Source organism: Pseudarthrobacter sp. NIBRBAC000502771, from assembly GCF_006517215.1.
Lineage (GTDB): Bacteria > Actinomycetota > Actinomycetes > Actinomycetales > Micrococcaceae > Arthrobacter > Arthrobacter niigatensis.
Window position 1 is genome coordinate 3,344,821 of record NZ_CP041187.1, and the last position, 18,405, is coordinate 3,363,225.

Below are 18,405 nucleotides of genomic sequence, written 5' to 3' on the forward strand. Positions count from 1 at the left end.
TCAAACCATCACACCCCTGCCGTTCGTCGGTACCATCAGGCATGGGCAGGAAGAATTACCTTGTCGAGGGCGGTTCCGGTACAGGTAAGACCGCTGTATGCCATGAACTGCGGCGGCGCGGCTACCAGGCCATCAACGGAGACCGTGACCTCGCCTACCAAGGTGATCCGGAAACCGGCGAACCGGTTGCGGGGATCACCGGAACCGCAGTGCACAGCCATCACCTCTGGCGGGTGGCCGACGTCCGGGAGCTGGCCGCAGACCAGCGGGAACCAGCGACATTCTTCTGCGGCGGGTCCAGGAACCTGGCCTCCTTCATCGACCTGTTCGATGCCGTCTTCGTCCTGGAGCCGGATGTTGAAACCCTGCGTCGGCGCCTTGACCAGCGGCCGCCGGACGAATGGGGCGGCCAGGCGGCGGAACGGCAGCTGATCGAACACCTGCACGTAACCCGGGAAGAAATCCCGCCGGGCGGCATCCCAATCGACGCCTCCGCGCCGCTCGCGCGCGTAGTGGACGACATCCTGCGCCATGTCCGGGACGGCGGCCCCGGCTAGCCGGGGCCGGCGGCTTTCCCGGCCGACGGCGGGTCAGCGCACTACGGTGCGGTGCCCGGCGTCGAGCCTCCTGGTCCAGCCGCGGGCATCGAGGTGTTCCAGCAGCGGCACGGCTATCCGGCGTGTCGTGCCGAGGGCCTGGCGCGCCTGGCTCGTGGTGAAGGGCTGCTCCAAACCGGCGAGGGTGCGCATGGCCAGAGCCGGTGCGGTGGGCAGCAGCACCACCCCGTCGCGCAGCCTCAGTATGCGTCCGGTGCGCTCGGCCGCGGCGAGCTCGCGGGCACCCAGGCCGAGTGCCGCCAGCTCATCGGCTTCGGGGGCGCGGAAGGCGTCCACGCCGAGCCTGCCCTCCAGCCTGGCGATGGCCGGCTCGATGTGTCCAAGGTTGCCCTGGCTCCCGGGAATCCGGACGTGGCCGCCGTCCTGTTCCAGGCCGGCCCCGAGGATGACGTGGGAAAGCAGCTTCTCGTCGGGCAACTTGAGGAGGTCCCGTGCGGCGCCCATGGAAAGGCCCGGTGCCAGGGCGTCCCGCTCCTGCAGCGCCTGGACCGCGGCGCGCAGCTGGTGCTGCCAGGACTGAAAGACGGGAGCGTGCACCCACCAGTCCTCGATGACCTGCACGCCGGCGGGTGCCTCGGCGTCATGCCCGGACAGCAGTCCGAGCCGGCGCAGGCGGTCTGGCTGCACGGCCCTGCGGGCCGCCACTTCCCCCAGCACATCACCTGAGGGATCCATCCCCGCAAGGCGCTGGGCCCAGTGGGCACCGTCACCGCGCCGCCGCAGGACCGGGGGGTCGGCATCGAGGATGCGTGCGCCGCCCAGCACGGTGCGGCTTCCGGGGTCGCGCAGCACCAGCCGGTCCCCCAGGACCAGGGGCAGGTGCCGGTCGAGGACCAGCCGGGCGTGGTCCGCCCCGAAGGGACGCAGCCGGGCCGGCACGGATGCGGTGCCGACATGGACCATGAGTTGTTCCGTTACGTCCGTGTATGCCGCCCCGGTGGTGCGGTGGATGCCCACCACGGCCGTGGTGGGCCAGGCGCCCGGGGAGACCAGGGCGTCTCCGCGCCGGACGTCCGTCGCTGCAACGTCGCGCAGGTTCAATGCCACTCGGCTTACCGGCTCCACGGAAGGGTAGGAGGTGTCACGGCTTTGCAGGCCCCGGACCACCACAGTCCGGGTACCGGTGTGCCCGAGCAGTTCCAGCCGGTCGCCCTGGGCCAGCGTTCCTGCCGCCAGGGTTCCGGTCACCACGGTTCCGGAACCGGTGATGGTAAACGAGCGGTCCACCCACAACCTGACCCGCCCGGTGGTGACCGGGGCAGGCACCCGGGCCAGGACGTCGTCGAGCGTTGCCCGTAACTCCGGAAGCCCGGTCCCGTCGATGGCGGACACCACCACCGCGGGAGCATCCCGCAGCCCTGTCCCGGCCAGCTCTGCGCGGGTCCGCGAGAGCACGTCTGCAACCTGCTGCCCCGTGGCCCGGTCTGCCCGGCTCAGCACCACGACGCCGTGGTCGATGCCCAACGCAGCAACGGCGTCCCGGTGGTCGCTGGACTGGGCCTGCCAGCCCTCGTCCGCGGCCACCACGAAGCAGACCACCGGCGCCGGCCCAATGCCGGCCAGCATGTTTCCGAGGAACCGTTCGTGGCCGGGTACGTCGACGAACGCAACATCCTGCCCGGAGGGCAACGTGGTCCAGGCGTAGCCAAGGTCGATGGTCAAGCCGCGGCGGCGTTCTTCCTCCCAGCGGTCCGGTTCCATGCCGGTGAGGGCACGGACCAGGGTGCTTTTACCGGAATCGACATGTCCGGCTGTGGCAACGACGTGCACCGCTCAGCCCGCCCTGCCGGCATCCGCGGCTTCGAGGCTTGCCAACGCCTCCCGTACGGCCGCGGCGATCCGGGCGTCGTCCCGTTCGGGGACGCACCGCAGGTCAACCAAACAGAAGCCGTCGTGGACGCGCGGCAGCACGGCCGGATCCCCGGTCCGCAGGAGCCGGGCGACGCCTTCCGGGAGCCGGAGTGCCCACCCGGCCAGGGGAACCCCCGGGGCACCTCCGCCGCCTACCCTGCCGTCATGCGGGACCACGGCTGCACCAAGTTCCCGGGCCAGCCGGTCAGTTCGGCGGCGCAGTTGCCCGGCGTCGGCGTGCAGCGCCTGGACGACCGGCGGCGGGCCGCCGGCAACGGTCGCCTCCAGGGCGGCAAGGGCAAGTTTATCGGCCCTGACCGCGCGGGCCAGCGGGTGGCGCGCCAGCCGCGCGATGACTTCCCTGCGGCCCAGCAGCAGGCCGGCCTGGGGGCCGCCCAGCAGTTTGTCGCCGCTGGCAATCACGACGTCGGCCCCACTCGCCAAAGCGGTGGCGGCATCCGGTTCATCCGGCAGGAACGGGTCCGGTGCCAGCAGTCCGCTGCCGAGGTCAGCCACGAGGGGTACCCCGTTGCCGGCAGCCAGCCGGCTCAGCTCAGCCATGGGAACAGCCGAGGTAAAGCCGTCAACACGGAAATTGCTGGGGTGGACCTTGAGGATGCACCCGGTATCCGGTCCGAGCGCCCCGGCGTAGTCATGGAGGTGGGTCCGGTTGGTGGTGCCTACTTCGCGAAGCCTTGCACCCGTGGATTCCATCAGGTCGGTGAGCCTGAACCCGGCACCGATTTCCACCAGTTCGCCCCGGCTCAGCACCACCTCGCGGCCGGCCGCCAGGGCCGTCGTGGCGAGCACCAGTGCTGCCGCTCCGTTGTTCACCACCAGCGCGTCCTCGGCCGCAGGACATGCAGCGAGGAGGGCGGCGCGGGCTCCGGCGCCGCGGCGTGAACGGCTGCCGTCCGACAGGTCCAGCTCCACGTCCACGTAGCCGCTGGCCGCGACGAGGGCGGCAACAGCGCCTTCGGAAAGCGGCGCACGCCCCAGGTTGGTGTGCACGATGACACCGGTGGCGTTCAAGACCGGGCGCAGGGTTGTTGCCGTCCGGGCAGCGACGGCAGCCAGCAGGACAGGTTCCACCTGGCCGGCCGGGAGCCCGCCGCTCCGGGCCTGCTCCTGGACATCCCGGACGAGTTCGCGGATGATGCGCCCGTTCAGCCGGGTGCGGGCCTCGCGGACCGCCGGCAGTGCCAGCAGGTCATTCGTGCGGGGAATCAGGCGCCGGGGATCGACCTGGTCCACAGCCCTCCTCGTATCGCGGCATTCGTTGCCGAAAGTTGGCGGTGGCGGACGGGAATCGAACCCGCCAGGCCGAGATGCTCAGCCGCACCGGTTTTGAAGACCGGGGGGCCCACCAGGACCCGGACGCCACCGCGCCTCAATATAGCAGGGTTGCCTTGAAGGTACGCTGGGCAGGTGAATGAGGCCCAGACGTCAATCCAGCAACTCGATGCAGGTGCCGCCGGCGCAGTCCGGCTCACCGACTATGCCCACGGGGGTGGCTGCGCCTGCAAAATTCCTCCGGGCGAGCTCGAAGACGCGGTCCGTGGCCTGATCGGCCAGCCCGGAGCCGAGGTACTGGTGGGCCTCGACACTGGCGACGACGCGGCGGTGGTCCTGGTGCGTGAGGACCTTGCCGTCCTGACCACGGCGGACTTTTTCACTCCCGTGGTCAACGACGCCTTCGACTGGGGCCGGATCGCCGCAGCCAATGCGCTCTCGGACATTTACGCCATGGGCGGCCGGCCAATCACGGCGATCAACCTCATCGGCTGGCCCCGGGGCGTCCTCCCCATGGAGCTGATGACCGAAGTCCTGCGCGGCGGGCTGAGCGTAGCCTCGCAGGCGGGTTGTCCGGTTCTTGGGGGCCACTCAATTGATGACCCTGAGCCAAAGTACGGCATGGCAGTGACGGGCGTGGCGCATCCGGACCGTTTGCTGCGCAACGATGCCGCCCGGCCCGGACTGCCCATTACGCTCACCAAGCCAATCGGCGTCGGACTTCTCAACAACCGGCACAAGCAGACCGGCGAGGTGTTCCCTGAAGCCGTGGAAACCATGGCTGCCCTGAACCGCGACGCGGCCGACGCCGCGGTGGCTGCCGGTGTCAGGGCGGCAACCGACGTGACCGGATTCGGGCTTCTTGGACACCTTTACAAGATGGTCCGGGCCTCGGACGTCGGGGCGGTGGTTGACCTGGCCTCGGTACCGGTGATCCAGGGAGCCCGCGAGGCGCTCCGGGACGGTTTCGTGTCCGGGGGTACCCGGCGCAACCTGGACTGGGTCCGGCCGCATCTCAGCGCCGCCGCCGGCGTCAGTGACGACGACCTGCTGCTCCTGGCTGATGCCCAAACCTCAGGCGGCCTGCTCGTTGTAGGCGAGCTGCCGGGGCACCCCGTCATTGGCCACACCACCGCCGGGCAGGGCATCGAAGTCCGTTGAGGCCCTCTTAGGGGCAGCCGGTCAGCTGCCGGTGGTAATTGAATCGCCGGTGACCCCGGCCGCGCGGCGGGCCGCCAGCCGGTTCTTTTGCGGTTCAATGGTGTACCTTGGATCCCTGGCCGAGGCGAGGCCCGCCTCGAACACACCGAACCGGGTCAGTGCCGAAGCGGTAAGCAGCGCCAGTCCCGAGGCCGCGGCCACCATACGGTTCCGTCCGCCGAGCAGCGCGCCAAGGCCGCCGGCGACGGCCAGCCGCTCACTCCATTTGAGCATTGTCCCGGCCTTGCCCTGGTGCAGCGGCTCGGCGGCAACCGGGTCCATCCGGTGCTCCATCACCTTCATGGCCGCAACGTCGCCCAGCACGCCCAGCACGGCGAGATTCCGCGCCGGACCTGTTTCGCTTACCGGCGTCGTGACCATGGCCAGGCCGGCAGAGGCCAGGCAGGCGGAACTCACGAAAACGAACGGCAGTTCCTCATGGGCGGCGTTCCACGTCGGTGTGGCAGTATCGCCCAGGAGGACGGCTGTGTAGGCAGCCAGGGGTCCGGCGAAAACTGCGGCTTCGATGCCGGCTGGTCCTTCGACCGCCTTCAGCACTTTGCGCAAGGGACCCAAGGGCAGCCGGTTTCCGCTCATCCGGTCGATTTCCGCCACAGCTGATACTCCCGCGCCGGCGCTGAAGGCGCTGAGGATCCACGAGCCGACGCTCATCGGCGAGGTGACCTTGAAAGTCCGCAGCATGTGCAGGAACCGCTCCGGCCGGCCCAGGTCCTTCACCAGGAAAACTGCGCCGGCGCCCACTGCAGCCAGGGCGCCCAGCCGCGCATTTCTGCGCAGCACCGGGCGTCCGGTCAGTTGCCCGCCGAGGCCAAGGAAAGCCGATCCGGCGGCCACGCCACCCAGGAAAAGGTAGATCGCGACGTCATCGCCCCAGGGGGCAGGCTTAACCACCGGACGGCCGTAGTAGGAAGTGAATTCCGGCTCCGGAACCATCGGCATTTCCCGGGAACCGTCACCGCTGTCCCGACGGCGGCCGGAGCCACGTTTGCCACCCTCACGGCGACGGCGGGCAGGTTCGGATGGCCGGAAACTGTCGAACTCGGAAAGTGTCACGCGCGTCCTCCCAGGAAAGCCAGCGCAGCCGCCGCGGCCATTCCCGCCACTGCCAGGCCAGCCCGCCGGTACATCGTCGGCAGGTCAGCGGTGGGTACCCGTGGGTCCGGTGGAAGTCCGTAGACCTCCGGTTCGTCCAGGAGGAGGAACACCGATCCGGTGCCGCCGACGCCGTCGTTTTCATTCGCGCCGTACAGCCTGGCCTCGGTCATTCCCTGTGCATGCAGGGTGTCAACGCGTTCCCGGGCCGTCTCCACCATGGCATCGTGGTCGCCAAACTTGATGGACGTCGTCGGGCACGCCTTTGCACACGCCGGTGTCTCGTCGGCCACCAGGCGGTCGTAACACAGCGTGCACTTTTGGGCGATGCCCTCGTTGGGGACGGCGGGATGCTTGGCGTGCTGGTCCTCCCTGCTGGTGGCGACCTTGACGGTGCCGTTGCTGCGGCGTTCAATGACGCCGAACGGGCACCCGGCCACGCAGGTTCCGCAGCCGTTGCAGACGTCGTCCTGCACCACCACGGTGCCGAACTCGGTGCGGAACAGCGCGCCGGTGGGGCAGACGTCCAGGCACCCGGCGTGGGTACAGTGCTTGCACACGTCGGAGGACATCAGCCAGCGGAAATCGGCGGTGTCCGGCGGGGTGGTATCAGCCTGGTCTATTGCAGCCGGCGTGGGAGGACCGATCCGGGGCATGCCCAGGCTGACCAGGGCCCGTCCCGATTCGCGGGCTTCGACGATGCGTTCCTGGCCCTGTTCGATGAAGGCGACATGCCGCCACGTGCTGGCGCCCAGCGAACCGGTGTTGTCGTAGGAGGACCCCAGAAGTTCGAGGTTGCCGTCCTGAGGGTTGTGGTTCCACTCCTTGCAGGCCACTTCGCAGGCCTTGCAGCCAATGCAGATCGAGGTGTCGGTGAAGAATCCCTTCCGCGGATGGTTGTGCTCCCAATGGGCATCGGCGGTGGGGTCGGTCGGTCCGGACAGCTGGCCCATCTAGTTCTCCAACGTCGGGTCGATGCCCGGAACGCTGCACTGGGGCTGCGTTCCGGGCCGGGCAAGGTTTGTGTCGGCAGGGCCAACGATGACTCTCATCATCGCGGCCCACCATCGGCGTGGCCATTGCCGCCAGCGGGTTCGATGCCCTCCGCAGCAGGGTCAGTGACCGCCTGGTTGCTGGTCGCGGTGGTTACCCCGGCTCTCGCCTGGTACTCGGCCACCAAGGCCAGCAAATCCTTGCCCCGCGGCCGGCGCCCCGGACGGATGTCGCAGGAGGCCACCTTGGATTCCTGGATTTGTACGTTGGGGTCCAGCGTCACACCCAGCAGGTCGTTGGCGGCGTCCCCGCTGACGACTGCGTTACTGCCGACGCCCCAGTGGTAGGGCAGCCCGATCTGGTGCACGGTGTGGCCGCCGACCTTGAGGGGCGCCATCCGGTCAGTGACAAGCACCTTCGCCTCGATGGCGGAGCGGGGCGAAATTATGGTGGCCCACCCGTATGGCTCCAGGCCACGTTCGGCGGCCAGTTCGGGCGAGACCTCGCAGAACATCTCCGGCTGCAGCTCCGACAGGTACGGGAGCCAGCGGCTCATTCCGCCCGCCGTATGGTGCTCGGTGAGGCGGTATGTGGTGAAGACGAACGGGTAGACGTCTGCCCCGCTGGTACCGGCGCTCGGCGCGCTGAGGTTGTCCGCGCGGGGGAACACCAGCCTTGCCGGGTTTTGCTGCTGCGGGTACAGCGCGTTGGCAACCGGCGATTCCTGCGCCTCGTAGTGCGTGGGAAGGGGCCCGTCCATCAGGCCCTTCGGCGCAAACAACCAGCCCTTGCCGTCGGCCTGCATGATGAAGGGGTCGTCACCGCTGAGTGCGGCCGGACCGCCGACGGACGGATCGGGTTTGCTGTCCGGCGCCAGGTCGACCGGGAAGTCGGGCACGTCGTCGCCCACCCATTTACCCTGCTCCTGGTCCCACCAGATGTACTTCTTCCGCTCGCTCCAGGGTTTACCTGCAGGGTCGGCCGAGGCCCGGTTGTACAGGATGCGCCGGTTCGCGGGCCACGCCCAACCCCATTCGGAAGCCGCGGGCCCCTGCTCCCGGCCGGGCTTGCGGTTGGCAGCGTGGTTGAAACCGTCGGCATAGACGCCCGTGTAGATCCAGCAGCCGGCAGCCGTGGAACCGTCGGCGCGCAGTTCGGTGTAGGCGGAAAGGGGCTTGCCGGCGTCGGCACCGGCCATGTGGCGGCCGTTGATTTCGGCCAGCACTGCCTCGGCGTCGGGGTCGCCGTGTTCGTCCGTGGGGTAGTCCCACGTCAGGTCCAGCAGCGGACGGTCACGCTCGTCCTGCGAGCCGGCCAGCTTCTCCCGGATCCGGTTGCCCAGTTCGAAGAAGAACTGCAGTTCGCTCTGGCACTCCCCCGGCGGGGCCACCGCCTGGTGCCGCCACTGAAGCAGCCGCTGGGTCTGGGTGAAGGACCCGGCCTTCTCCACGTGCGTTGCTGCCGGCAGGAAGAAGACCTCGGTCTCGATGTCCTCGGTGCGGAGTTCCCCTGATTCGATTTCCGGGCCGTCCTTCCACCAGGTCGCCGACTCGATCATGTTCAGGTCCCGGACCACCAGCCACTTCAGGTGCGACATTCCCAGGCGCTGCATCCGGCCGTGCGCCGAGCCGACCGCCGGGTTCTGGCCGAGCAGGAAGTAGCCCTCCACCTGGTCCTCGAGCATGCCCATCACAGTCTCATACGTCCCGTGGGCGCCGGTGAGCCTCGGAAGGTAGTCAAAAGCCCAGTCGTTCTCTGCCGTTGCTGCCTCCCCCCACCAGGCCTTGAGCAGGCTGATGGTGTAGGCGTCCGCGTCGGCCCAGAAGCCTTTTTGCTGCTTGGATCCCACAACCGCCAGATACTCTTCGAGGGTGTCGTGGCGGCCCGCGCTCGGCATCGGCAGGTATCCGGGCAGCAGGTTGAACAGGGTTGGGATGTCGGTGGAGCCCTGGATGCTGGCGTGGCCGCGCAGGGCCATGATTCCACTGCCCGGCCTTCCCACGTTTCCGAGCAGGAGCTGCAGGATCGCTGCGGCGCGAATGAACTGTGTGCCCAGGGAATGCTGGGTCCATCCCACGGCGTATGCGAAGCAGGTGGTCCGGTCGCGTCCCGAGTTCTCAGTGATGGTGCGCGCCAGGTATTCGAAGTCCGCGACACTGATGCCGCACATGTCCTGGACCATCTCAGGCGTGTAGCGGGCGTAGTGCCGCTTCACGATCTGGAAGACCGTCCGGGGGTTCTGCAGGGTGTCGTCACGCAGTACTTCGGCATGTTCCATGGGCGGACCACCGCTGCCGAACGTGTCGCCGTGGGCACGCGCCCCGGCATCGGCGCCATGTTCAGATCCGGAACCAGGGTCGTCGATTACACCGTCGTCTTTTTCGGCGTAACCCCAGGAGGATGTGTCGTAGGCCCGCCGCTCCGGGTCGAATCCGGAGAACAGGCCGCCCAGGTCCTCGGCGTCCCGGTAATCGTCGTGGACCAGGGTGGCAGCGTTGGTGTACGCGCTGACGTACTCCTTGAACCAGAGGTCGTTGGCGATCACGTAGTTGATGAGCGCGCCAAGCAGCACAACGTCAGATCCAGCCCGAATGGGGATGTGCTTGTCCGAAACCGCGGACGTCCGCGTGAACCGGGGGTCGATGTGGATGACCTTGGCTCCGCGGGCCTTGGCCTCGGCAACCCACTGGAATCCCACGGGATGGCACTCGGCCATGTTGGAACCCTGGATGATGATGCAGTCGGCGTTGGCCATGTCCTGCAGTGACTGCGTAGCGCCACCGCGTCCAAACGAGGCTCCCAAACTGGGAACCGTTGCGGAGTGTCAAATACGCGCCTGGTTCTCGGTCTGCACCGCCCCGGCAGCCGTAAAGAGCTTCTTGATTAAGTAGTTCTCTTCGTTGTCCAAGGTTGCGCCGCCCAGTGAGGCGATGCCCATGGTCCTGCGCAGCAGCCGGCCGTGTTCATCTTCCTGCTGCCACGTCCGGCGGCGGGTTTCGATGAACCTCTCCGCGATCATCTCGACGGCGGTGGCCAGGTCCAGGCGCTGCCATTCGGTAGATCGCGGCGCACGGTAAAGGACCTTGGTCTGCCTGCCCGGCGAATTTACCAGTTGCTCGCTGGCGGAACCCTTGGGGCAGAGCCGGCCGCGGGAAATCGGTGAATCCGGATCGCCTTCGATCTGGATGACTTTCTCGTCCTTGACGTAGACGCGCTGCCCGCATCCCACTGCGCAGTAGGGGCACACACTTTGCACGACGCGGTCGGCAGTTGCGGTCCGGGGGGCAATGGCCTTCGTCCTGGCCGAGGTTACCGACGGTCCACGGCCCAAGAGGTCGCCCGTGGTCAGTTGACGGACGACCGGCCATTGAAGAAAACTTCGCGGTGCCATTTCTGGAGCATATCCCAGAGAGCGGCCAGAGCAACAGGACGGGGCCAGGCGTGTCCTGTTGTCATGCAAGCGTCCGGCTTAAAACCAAAAAAGCCGCTGCCGGCCCGGATATCCCGGGGCTGCAGCGGCCAGTGTGACAGCCCGGTGGCCCGCGCTGCACGTTTGGTTTACCGTTCGATACTGACGCTGAGGTCGAGGTGGATGTTCTCGCTTGCGAGCCGGTCCTGAAGGTACCGGGCCAGGCTGGCATCCGTGGCTGTATGCGCGCCTTTCGGCACTGCGCCGCGGAACACAGCCTGGGTGTTTGTTGACCTGATAACGTCCAGGGGCGTCGACCGGAGGTGTCCGTCGGTCAGGCGTTCGATGTCGGTGCGGAAGGTGCGTCGGTGGTCATGCCGCGCGGACGCGTGCATGGTGAATGGAATGAAAGCTACGGGCAAGGGAGTCCTTTCGGGTGAGGCAGCCACCGGTCGGCGCCTCACCATTGACAAGGCGGAAGCGGGCCGCAATATTCCCTTCCGGGACGACTGGAGGCCGACATCACCTGCACGGCTGCGTACTGGACCACCGAGCAGCAGCAAATATTCGCAGCCCACTGATCATTGCGTAACCGCAAATAACGAACGAGACTGGCTGTACGGACTGTCCACTTGAGGAGAGACGATGCGTGCACTGACAGTGACACCGGGGTCAACAGACTCTTTACGCCTTCGAGACCTCCCGGAGCCGCCCGAAAATGAGGGCCAGGTGCTGGTGGAGGCACTGGCGGTAGGGCTCTGCGGGACCGACATCGAGATCATCAAGGCTGAATACGGGGAAGCGCCGCCGGGCCAGGACTTCCTGGTGCTCGGGCACGAAAATCTTGGCCGGGTGGTGGCCGCTCCCCCGGCGTCCGGCTTGGAAAAGGGTGACTTGGTGGTGGGAATTGTCCGCCGCCCTGACCCGGAACCCTGCAAGGCCTGCGCCGCGGGTGAATGGGACATGTGCCTGAACGGCAACTACACCGAGCACGGCATCAAGGGCCTGGACGGTTTCGCGCGGCAGCACTGGCGGGCGGACGCCGATGCCATGGTCAAGCTCGGCTCCGGCCTGGAGGACGTGGGGGTCCTGCTCGAACCCACCACGATTGTTGCCAAAGCCTGGGAACAGATCAACAGAATCGGGCAGCGCGCCTTTTTCGACCCCCACACGGCGGTGGTTACCGGCGCGGGACCCGTTGGACTGCTCGCGGCACTCTTAGGAGTCCAACAGGGCCTTGAGGTCCATGTCTTCGACGTCGTCACGGACGGACTGAAACCACAGCTTGTCCGCGACCTGGGGGCGTCCTACCACAGCGAACCCCTCCCGGAATCAGGCCTGAAGCCCGACGTCCTGGTCGAATGCACCGGAGTCACCCAGGTGGTCCTTGATGCCCTTAAGTGCCGGGACCAGGACGCCATCACCTGCCTCACCGGCGTCTCGGGGACCGGAAAACAGACAAAGGTGGATGTCGGCGCCCTCAACCGGGAGGAGGTGCTCATGAACGGAGTGGTTTTTGGGAGCGTCAACGCCAATCGGCGCCACTATGACGCTGCCGCCCAGGCACTTGCCAAGGCAGATCACGACTGGCTGCGACGCCTCATCACCCGGCGGATTCCTTTGGCGGACTTCGCTGATGCTTTCCAGCACCGGTCCGACGACGTCAAGGTCGTCCTGGACCTGACCCACTAAAGGAGGCCGCCGCCATGACCAAGGAACCATCCTATAGGGACCCCGGAACCGACCGCCGGCTCCCTTCGGGGCGGCAATATGCAATAGCCTCCGGCGGGCACGAGGTCATTTTGACCGAGGTTGGAGGCGCCCTGCGGACATACCAACACGACGGCCGGAGCCTGCTGGATGGGTACGGCCCGGAGGCCATGTGCACGGGCGCGCGCGGGCAGTCCCTCATTCCGTGGCCCAACCGAATCAGCAGCGGCAGTTACAACTGGGAAGGCAGGCGCCTCCAGCTTGACCTGAGCGAGCCGGACAAGGGCGGAGCGATCCATGGGCTGACACGTTGGCGGAACTGGGCCGTGCTGCACCATACGGAGGATGCAATCTCGTTCGCATACACCCTGCACGCCTGCCAGGGATGGCCCTGGGTGCTCGACTGCCGCCTGGACTACCGGATTGGCGAGGGCGGGTTGAGAGTTCGCACTACGTCAGTGAACCGCAGCCTGGAACCGTGCCCCTACGGCACCGGGGCGCATCCCTATCTCAGTACGGGCGTGGGGCGCCGGGGTTCCATCGACTCCGCATTGGTCCAGGTGCCCGGCCACACCTTCCTCCCGGTGGATGAGCGGGGCATCCCCACCGGGCATGAACAAGTGGACGGCACTGCCTATGATCTTCGGGAACTCCAACAGCTCGGCGGACGGCACGTCGATGTCGCCTACACCGGCCTGGTGCGGGACGGTGACGGTCGCGCCCGGGTAAAGCTCCTGCGTCCGGACCACTCCGGAGGAGTCGAACTATGGGTGGACGAGGCTTACCCGTACCTGGAGATTTTCACCGGGGACACTCTTCCCGAGCAGGAGCGGCACCGCAGCGGGCTGGGAGTGGAACCCATGACATGCGCCCCTGACGCCTTCAATTCCGGCGAAGGCCTGACCACACTCGAACCCGGGCAATCCCACTCTGCCGAATGGGGCATACGGCCGGTCTAGGTGCTGCGCGGCCAGGAGCCGCCGCGCCTTTTCCAATCGAAGGCAAAACACTAACTATTGCGTATACGCAACTATGGGAGTTGAATGAAGTATGTCTTGCCGCAGCAGAAACCGGCGACTTCAGGTGCCGGCTCCCAAGGTAAAGCGGCCGTCCGAAGTGCCTTGGCCACCGGCGGCGGCCGCGAAGGCTTCCAAGGCCGCAGCCAGTGCTGGGCGGCGGCCCGACGGCATACGCGAAATGACCTCCGCAATCGCCTGCCGCCGGTGGTCCAGCACCGAGTCCACCAAGGACTTTCCCTTCACGCTGAGTTCCAGGCGAACGTATCGCCGGTCCGCAGGATCCTCCCTCCGCTCCAGCAGGCCGGCAGCGACCAGGCGGTCGCAGATGCGGGTGGCATTGGAGGCGTGCACGCCCAGTTCGGCTGCCACCCCGCCAAGGTTCTGCGGTCCACGGGTGTGGATGAGGACCAGGACGCGCAGCTGCGGAGTGTTCACCACATCCTCGACCTCGGCCACTGAGCGGGCCACGACCCGCAAAAGGGTGTCGGCGGCCAGCATCACCGCCTCAACTTCCCGGCTCGAAGGTTCCGGCGTGGGCTCAGGTCCACCAGCAGCATCCATGGGGACCAGTTTCCTCCGCTGGTTGCTCTCCCGCAAAGTTTGAAGGTTCCACGTCACCCAGTACGGGACCTTCCGCAGGTAAGGAGAATCGTGAGAACACACCAGGCAGAAAGGGCCGCGGCCGGAACACTACACGGCATCGACAGGCTCATCCGGAATGTACGGACCGGACGGTTTGAGCGGTCGCTTGCCGCGCTGACGGCGGCAGGCGCCTTGGTGACCGCCGCGGAAGTATTCCTTGAGCACGACAAAGCGAGTTTCGGAAACAAGTGGATGTGGGCACCCGTGGCTCTTGGCCCCGTTGGCGCGGCCGCGGGCGTTGCCGGTGTCTTCAGCCGCCGCATGGCCAAAACGGCACTCCCGCTGGCCAGCGCTGCCATTGTGGCGAACGGGCTGCAGGGTACCTGGCTGCACCTGCGGGGAATCAGGCAGAAGCCCGGCGGCCTGTCCAACCTGCGCTACAACCTGGAGATGGGTCCGCCTTTGTTCGCCCCGCTGTTGGTGACAATGGTAGGGGGCATGGGTGTCCTGGCCGCGGTCTTGCGGAGGGAACCGTGAGCGCGCTCCCCTTGGGCGAAGACGACGGCGGCCGGTACCCGGGCTTCAGCACCCTCGCCCAGGCGCGGCACTGGGACCCCGTGACGGCCTCCGTCGTGCAGTCCCGGATGACGCTGCCTCCGGACGTCCGCTTCTTCACGCCGGCTGAGGAAGCTGCGGCACGAACCCTCTTCGACCTGCTGCTGGACCAGCACGACGAGCCGCGGGTCCCGGTGGTGAACATGGTGGACGCCCGGCTGGCGGAGGAGCAAACCGACGGCTGGCACTACGGCAATATGCCCCGCGACGGTGAAGCCTGGCGCGCCACCCTCGCTGCGCTGGACTCCGAAGCGGGATCGCGGGGCGGCTGCAGCTTCGCCCTGCTGGATCCGGAGCACCAGGCGGCCCTGCTGCAGGACGTCTGCGATCTGCAGCAGGAATTGTGGCACGGGCTTCCGGCGGACCGGGTCTGGAGTCTGTGGACCCGGTACGCCTGCACAGCGTTCTACTCCCATCCCTTGGCCTGGGATGAGATCGGCTTTGCCGGCCCGGCGTACCCGCGCGGCTACAAGAACCTGGGTGTGGACCGGCTGGAGCCGTTCGAAGTGCGCGACATCCGCCCCGGTGCAGACCCCACCCGAAGGACCGGCCCGTGAGCACCCTGCGCAGCCGGAACGAGTCAGCCTGGCTCTTGCCCGCCGGACCTGGCAGCAACCTGCTGCTGCGCGAGGACATGCGCCGTTTCCGCCACGAGGAGGAGGTGGACATTGTCATTGTGGGTTGCGGTGCCGGGGGCGCCACACTGCTGCAGCGCCTGTCACGGGCCGGGTGGCGGGCGGTGGCGTTGGAGGCGGGTCCGTTCTGGGAACCCGAGCAGGACTGGGTCAGCGACGAAGCCGGCTCCCACCATCTGTACTGGACCGAGCCCCGGGTGATCACGGGCAAGGATCCGGTGCCGCTGGGCTCGAACAATTCGGGCCGCGGGGTGGGAGGGTCCATGGTTCATTTCGCCGGGTACACGCCCCGGTTCCATCCAAGCGATTTCCGCACGTGGAGCGAGGACGGAGTGGGCGCGGACTGGCCGTTGGAGTACGCCGAACTCCGGGAGTTTTATGAGGACATCGAAGGCGAACTGCCCGTGGCCGGGGAGCACTGGCCGTGGGGCGATCCGCACAGCTACCCCCACCGGCCGCACCCGGTATCCGGGAACGGTGAGCTGTTCCTCAGAGGTGCGAACGCCTGCGGCATTACCGCAAGGGTGGGGCCGGTGGCCATCGCCAACGGCCGATTCGGCAACCGCCCGCACTGCATCTACCGCGGCTTCTGCCTCCAGGGCTGCAAAGTCAACGCCAAGGCCTCTCCCCTGATCACCCATGTCCCGGACGCCCTGGCCCACGGCGCCGAAATCCGGGCCGACTCCATGGCCACGCGCGTGGGGTTTGACGAGCACACAGGCCTGGCGACCGGCGTCGAATATGTCCATGGCGGCCTCCGCCGGTTCCAGCGGGCCCGGATGGTGGCAGTGGCCGGCTACTCGATCGAAACTCCGCGGCTTCTGCTGAACTCCACCTCACCACGGTTCCCGGACGGCATGTGCAACGACTTCGACCAGGTGGGCCGGTACCTGATGGTGCAGGGCGCGCCGCAGACCGCGGGCCGGTTCCAGGCAGAGGTCCGGATGTGGAAGGCCCCGCCCCCGGAAGTGAGCACGGAGGAGTTCTACGAAACAGACCCCGGGAAGCCGTACAAGCGTGGCTTCTCCATCCAGACTGTTTCGCCCCTTCCGATTACGTGGGCGGAGCATGTTGCGGCGCAGGGCCACTGGGGTCCGGCGCTGCGCCGTCACATGAGCGACTACCCGCACTGGGCCTGCCTGGGTGCCCTCTGCGAGTTCCTGCCCCTTGCAGGAAACAGGGTGACGCTTGCGGAGGAAACGGACCGCAATGGCATCCCCGTGGCCTGTTTCACCTACAGCCAGTGTGACAACGACCGGCGGCTGATGTCCGCCGCACAGAAAGTCATGGAACAGATCCTCACCGCTGCCGGAGCGGAGGAGGTCATCACCATCAACCGCTATGCGCACCTGGTGGGCGGGGCCCGCATGGCCGCCGGTGAGCGGGACGGAGTGGTGGACCGCAACCTGCGCAGTTTCGCCGTACCCAACCTGCTGGTTACCGATGGCAGCGTGCTGCCCACCCAGGGCAGCGCCAACCCGGCCTTGACCATCATGGCCCTGGCGGCCCGCGCCGCACGCGTCCTGATCCGGGGCGCCCGCAAGGGCGCCCCGGCGAGTGAAAAGGAAGACTGATCATGGCAACAACAGTGGCTGACTACCTGCTCTCCCGGCTGGGTGAGTGGGGCGTGGACAAGGTCTTCGGTTTCCCCGGAGACGGCATCAACGGCATCCTTGCCGCCTTCGGCAAGGCGGGCAACTGGCCGAAATTCATCCAGGCGCGCCACGAGGAGATGGCCGCATTCGAAGCTGTTGGCTACGCCAAGTTCGACGGGCACCCTGCCGTGTGCATGGCCACCTCCGGCCCGGGCGCCATCCACCTGCTCAACGGGCTCTACGACGCGAAGCTGGACCATGTTCCCGTGGTGGCCATCGTCGGCCAAACGGCACGGAGCGCCATGGGCGGCTCCTACCAACAGGAGGTGGACCTGCTGACCCTGTTCAAGGACGTGGCCTCCGACTACGTCCAGATGGTCACTGTTCCCCAGCAACTGCCCAACGTCATCGACCGGGCCATCCGCATCGCCGAGGCCCAGCGGGCGCCCACTGCTGTGATCATCCCGGCCGACGTGCAGGAACTCGAATATTCCGCACCCACCCACGAATTCAAGATGGTGCCTTCCAGCCTCGGCATCCGCTGGCCGGGGATCCAGCCGGACAGCGGCTCAATCGGTGCTGCCGCCGAGCTCCTGAACGAGGGCTCCAAGGTGGCCATCCTGATCGGGCAGGGCGCACGCGGCGCGGCCGCAGAAGTCAAGGAAGTGGCCGACCTGCTCGGAGCCGGGGTGGCCAAGGCCCTGCTGGGCAAGGACTCCCTGCCTGATGACCTGCCCTACGTCACAGGATCCATCGGGCTGCTGGGCACCCGGCCCAGCTACGAAATGATGCGGGACTGCGACACGCTGCTCACCATAGGCTCCAGCTTCCCGTACACCCAGTTCCTGCCCGAACCGGGCCAGGCCCGCGGTGTGCAGATCGATATCGATCCGAAAATGATCGGGTTGCGCTATACCAACGAATTCAACATCGTGGCCGATGCCGCCACCGCCCTGCGCGCCTTGATCCCGCACCTGGACCGCAAGCAGGACCGGTCCTGGCAGGAGAACCTGGAGAAGTCCGTCAGCCGCTGGTGGGGAACCATGCACAAAGAAGCCATGGTCAGTGCAAACCCCATCAACCCCATGAGGCTGTTCGCAGAACTGTCCACCCGGCTCCCGGAGAACGCAATGCTCAGCGCCGATTCCGGTTCGTCGGCGAACTGGTACGCCCGGCAGCTCAAGTTCCGGGACGGGGTCCGGGGTTCGCTGTCCGGCAACCTGGCCACCATGGGCCCCGGCGTCCCCTACGCCATCGGCGCCAAGTTCGCCCATCCGGACCGGCCCGCCATCGCCTTCGCCGGGGACGGAGCCATGCAGATGAACGGGCTCGCCGAGCTGATCACCATCAAGCACTACTGGCGCGAATGGAGCGACCCCCGGCTGGTGGTGGCTGTACTGCATAACAACGACCTGAACCAGGTCACCTGGGAAATGCGTGCCATGGGCGGTGTGCCTGCCTTCCGCGAGTCCCAGGCGCTGCCCGACGTCGACTACGCCGGCTTCGCAGAAAGCCTGGGGCTGCTGGGCATCCACGTGCAGGATCCCGACGACGTGGGGCCGGCCTGGGAGAAGGCCCTCGCCACAGACCGGCCCACCCTGCTGGACGTCCGCACCGATCCCGACATTCCACCCATCCCCCCACACGCCACCTTCGAACAGGCCCGGAACAGCGCGGAGGCCATGATCAAGGGCGACGACAGCGCCTGGGGCGTGGTCAAGGAAGGGGTCAAGACCAAGATCCAGGAATTCCTGCCGCACAAGGGGGGCTGAC

Annotated in this window: 15 protein-coding genes and 1 tRNA gene; 8 read left to right on the forward strand and 8 right to left on the reverse strand. The window is 67.2% G+C overall.

Going from position 1 to position 18,405, the window contains the following annotated elements:
- Positions 1 to 41 precede the first annotated feature (41 nt).
- The gene (locus tag NIBR502771_RS15640; RefSeq protein WP_141160566.1) at positions 42 to 557 is read left to right on the forward strand and encodes a nucleoside kinase; all 516 of its coding nucleotides are present in this window, start codon (positions 42 to 44) and stop codon (positions 555 to 557) included.
- A gap of 33 nt (positions 558 to 590) precedes the next feature.
- Here the strand turns inward: NIBR502771_RS15640 and selB are convergent, their stop codons facing one another.
- From selB to NIBR502771_RS15655, 3 genes are all read right to left on the reverse strand, one after another.
- Entirely contained in the window at positions 591 to 2,387 is a 1,797-nt protein-coding gene (gene selB / locus NIBR502771_RS15645) for a selenocysteine-specific translation elongation factor (RefSeq protein WP_141160567.1), read from the reverse strand.
- A gap of 3 nt (positions 2,388 to 2,390) precedes the next feature.
- Complete coding sequence (selA, locus tag NIBR502771_RS15650) at positions 2,391 to 3,722, reverse strand: L-seryl-tRNA(Sec) selenium transferase (RefSeq protein WP_141160568.1); 1,332 nt, start codon at positions 3,720 to 3,722, stop codon at positions 2,391 to 2,393.
- A 36-nt stretch (positions 3,723 to 3,758) separates the two neighbouring features.
- A tRNA-Sec gene (locus NIBR502771_RS15655) sits at positions 3,759 to 3,853 on the reverse strand.
- A 64-nt stretch (positions 3,854 to 3,917) separates the two neighbouring features.
- Between NIBR502771_RS15655 and selD the strand changes: the two genes are divergently transcribed.
- Positions 3,918 to 4,922 carry a selenide, water dikinase SelD gene (selD, locus tag NIBR502771_RS15660; RefSeq protein ID WP_370871415.1) on the forward strand — a complete coding sequence of 335 codons (1,005 nt, stop codon included), beginning with the start codon at positions 3,918 to 3,920 and terminating at the stop codon, positions 4,920 to 4,922.
- Between the two features lie 21 nt (positions 4,923 to 4,943).
- Here the strand turns inward: selD and nrfD are convergent, their stop codons facing one another.
- From nrfD to NIBR502771_RS15680, 4 genes are all read right to left on the reverse strand, one after another.
- Positions 4,944 to 6,035 carry an NrfD/PsrC family molybdoenzyme membrane anchor subunit gene (gene nrfD / locus NIBR502771_RS15665; RefSeq protein ID WP_141160570.1) on the reverse strand — a complete coding sequence of 364 codons (1,092 nt, stop codon included), beginning with the start codon at positions 6,033 to 6,035 and terminating at the stop codon, positions 4,944 to 4,946.
- Positions 6,032 to 7,027 (reverse strand): 4Fe-4S dicluster domain-containing protein, encoded by a 996-nt coding sequence (locus NIBR502771_RS15670; protein ID WP_141160571.1) that lies wholly within the window; start codon positions 7,025 to 7,027, stop codon positions 6,032 to 6,034. The genes nrfD and NIBR502771_RS15670 overlap by 4 nt, the downstream gene beginning before the upstream one ends.
- A 98-nt stretch (positions 7,028 to 7,125) precedes the next feature.
- A complete protein-coding gene (gene fdh, locus NIBR502771_RS15675) occupies positions 7,126 to 10,458 on the reverse strand; it encodes a formate dehydrogenase (protein ID WP_141160572.1) in 3,333 nt (1,110 codons plus the stop codon).
- 167 nt (positions 10,459 to 10,625) lie between these two features.
- Positions 10,626 to 10,898, reverse strand: a complete 273-nt coding sequence (locus NIBR502771_RS15680; RefSeq protein WP_246839691.1) for a hypothetical protein — start codon at positions 10,896 to 10,898, stop codon at positions 10,626 to 10,628.
- A gap of 223 nt (positions 10,899 to 11,121) precedes the next feature.
- Here NIBR502771_RS15680 and NIBR502771_RS15685 point away from each other — a divergent pair, with 223 nt between their 5' ends.
- Positions 11,122 to 12,168: a glucose 1-dehydrogenase gene (locus NIBR502771_RS15685; protein ID WP_141160573.1), complete on the forward strand. Its 1,047-nt coding sequence runs from the start codon at positions 11,122 to 11,124 to the stop codon at positions 12,166 to 12,168.
- 14 nt (positions 12,169 to 12,182) lie between these two features.
- Complete coding sequence (locus NIBR502771_RS15690; RefSeq protein ID WP_141160574.1) at positions 12,183 to 13,145, forward strand: aldose 1-epimerase family protein; 963 nt, start codon at positions 12,183 to 12,185, stop codon at positions 13,143 to 13,145.
- 120 nt (positions 13,146 to 13,265) lie between these two features.
- Here the strand turns inward: NIBR502771_RS15690 and NIBR502771_RS15695 are convergent, their stop codons facing one another.
- Positions 13,266 to 13,766, reverse strand: a complete 501-nt coding sequence (locus NIBR502771_RS15695; RefSeq protein ID WP_141160575.1) for a MarR family winged helix-turn-helix transcriptional regulator — start codon at positions 13,764 to 13,766, stop codon at positions 13,266 to 13,268.
- A 90-nt stretch (positions 13,767 to 13,856) separates the two neighbouring features.
- Between NIBR502771_RS15695 and NIBR502771_RS15700 the strand changes: the two genes are divergently transcribed.
- From NIBR502771_RS15700 to NIBR502771_RS15715, 4 genes are read left to right on the forward strand one after another with little or no spacing between them, the layout of a single operon-like run.
- A complete protein-coding gene (locus NIBR502771_RS15700; RefSeq protein ID WP_210411233.1) occupies positions 13,857 to 14,324 on the forward strand; it encodes a hypothetical protein in 468 nt (155 codons plus the stop codon).
- Positions 14,321 to 14,959, forward strand: coding sequence for a gluconate 2-dehydrogenase subunit 3 family protein (locus NIBR502771_RS15705; protein ID WP_141160576.1), 639 nt, complete (start codon positions 14,321 to 14,323; stop codon positions 14,957 to 14,959). The genes NIBR502771_RS15700 and NIBR502771_RS15705 overlap by 4 nt, the downstream gene beginning before the upstream one ends.
- On the forward strand, positions 14,956 to 16,611 hold the full coding sequence (locus NIBR502771_RS15710) for a GMC family oxidoreductase (RefSeq protein WP_210411234.1): 1,656 nt from the start codon (positions 14,956 to 14,958) through the stop codon (positions 16,609 to 16,611). The genes NIBR502771_RS15705 and NIBR502771_RS15710 overlap by 4 nt, the downstream gene beginning before the upstream one ends.
- A 2-nt stretch (positions 16,612 to 16,613) precedes the next feature.
- On the forward strand, positions 16,614 to 18,404 hold the full coding sequence (locus NIBR502771_RS15715) for a thiamine pyrophosphate-requiring protein (RefSeq protein WP_141160577.1): 1,791 nt from the start codon (positions 16,614 to 16,616) through the stop codon (positions 18,402 to 18,404).
- Position 18,405 lies beyond the last annotated feature (1 nt).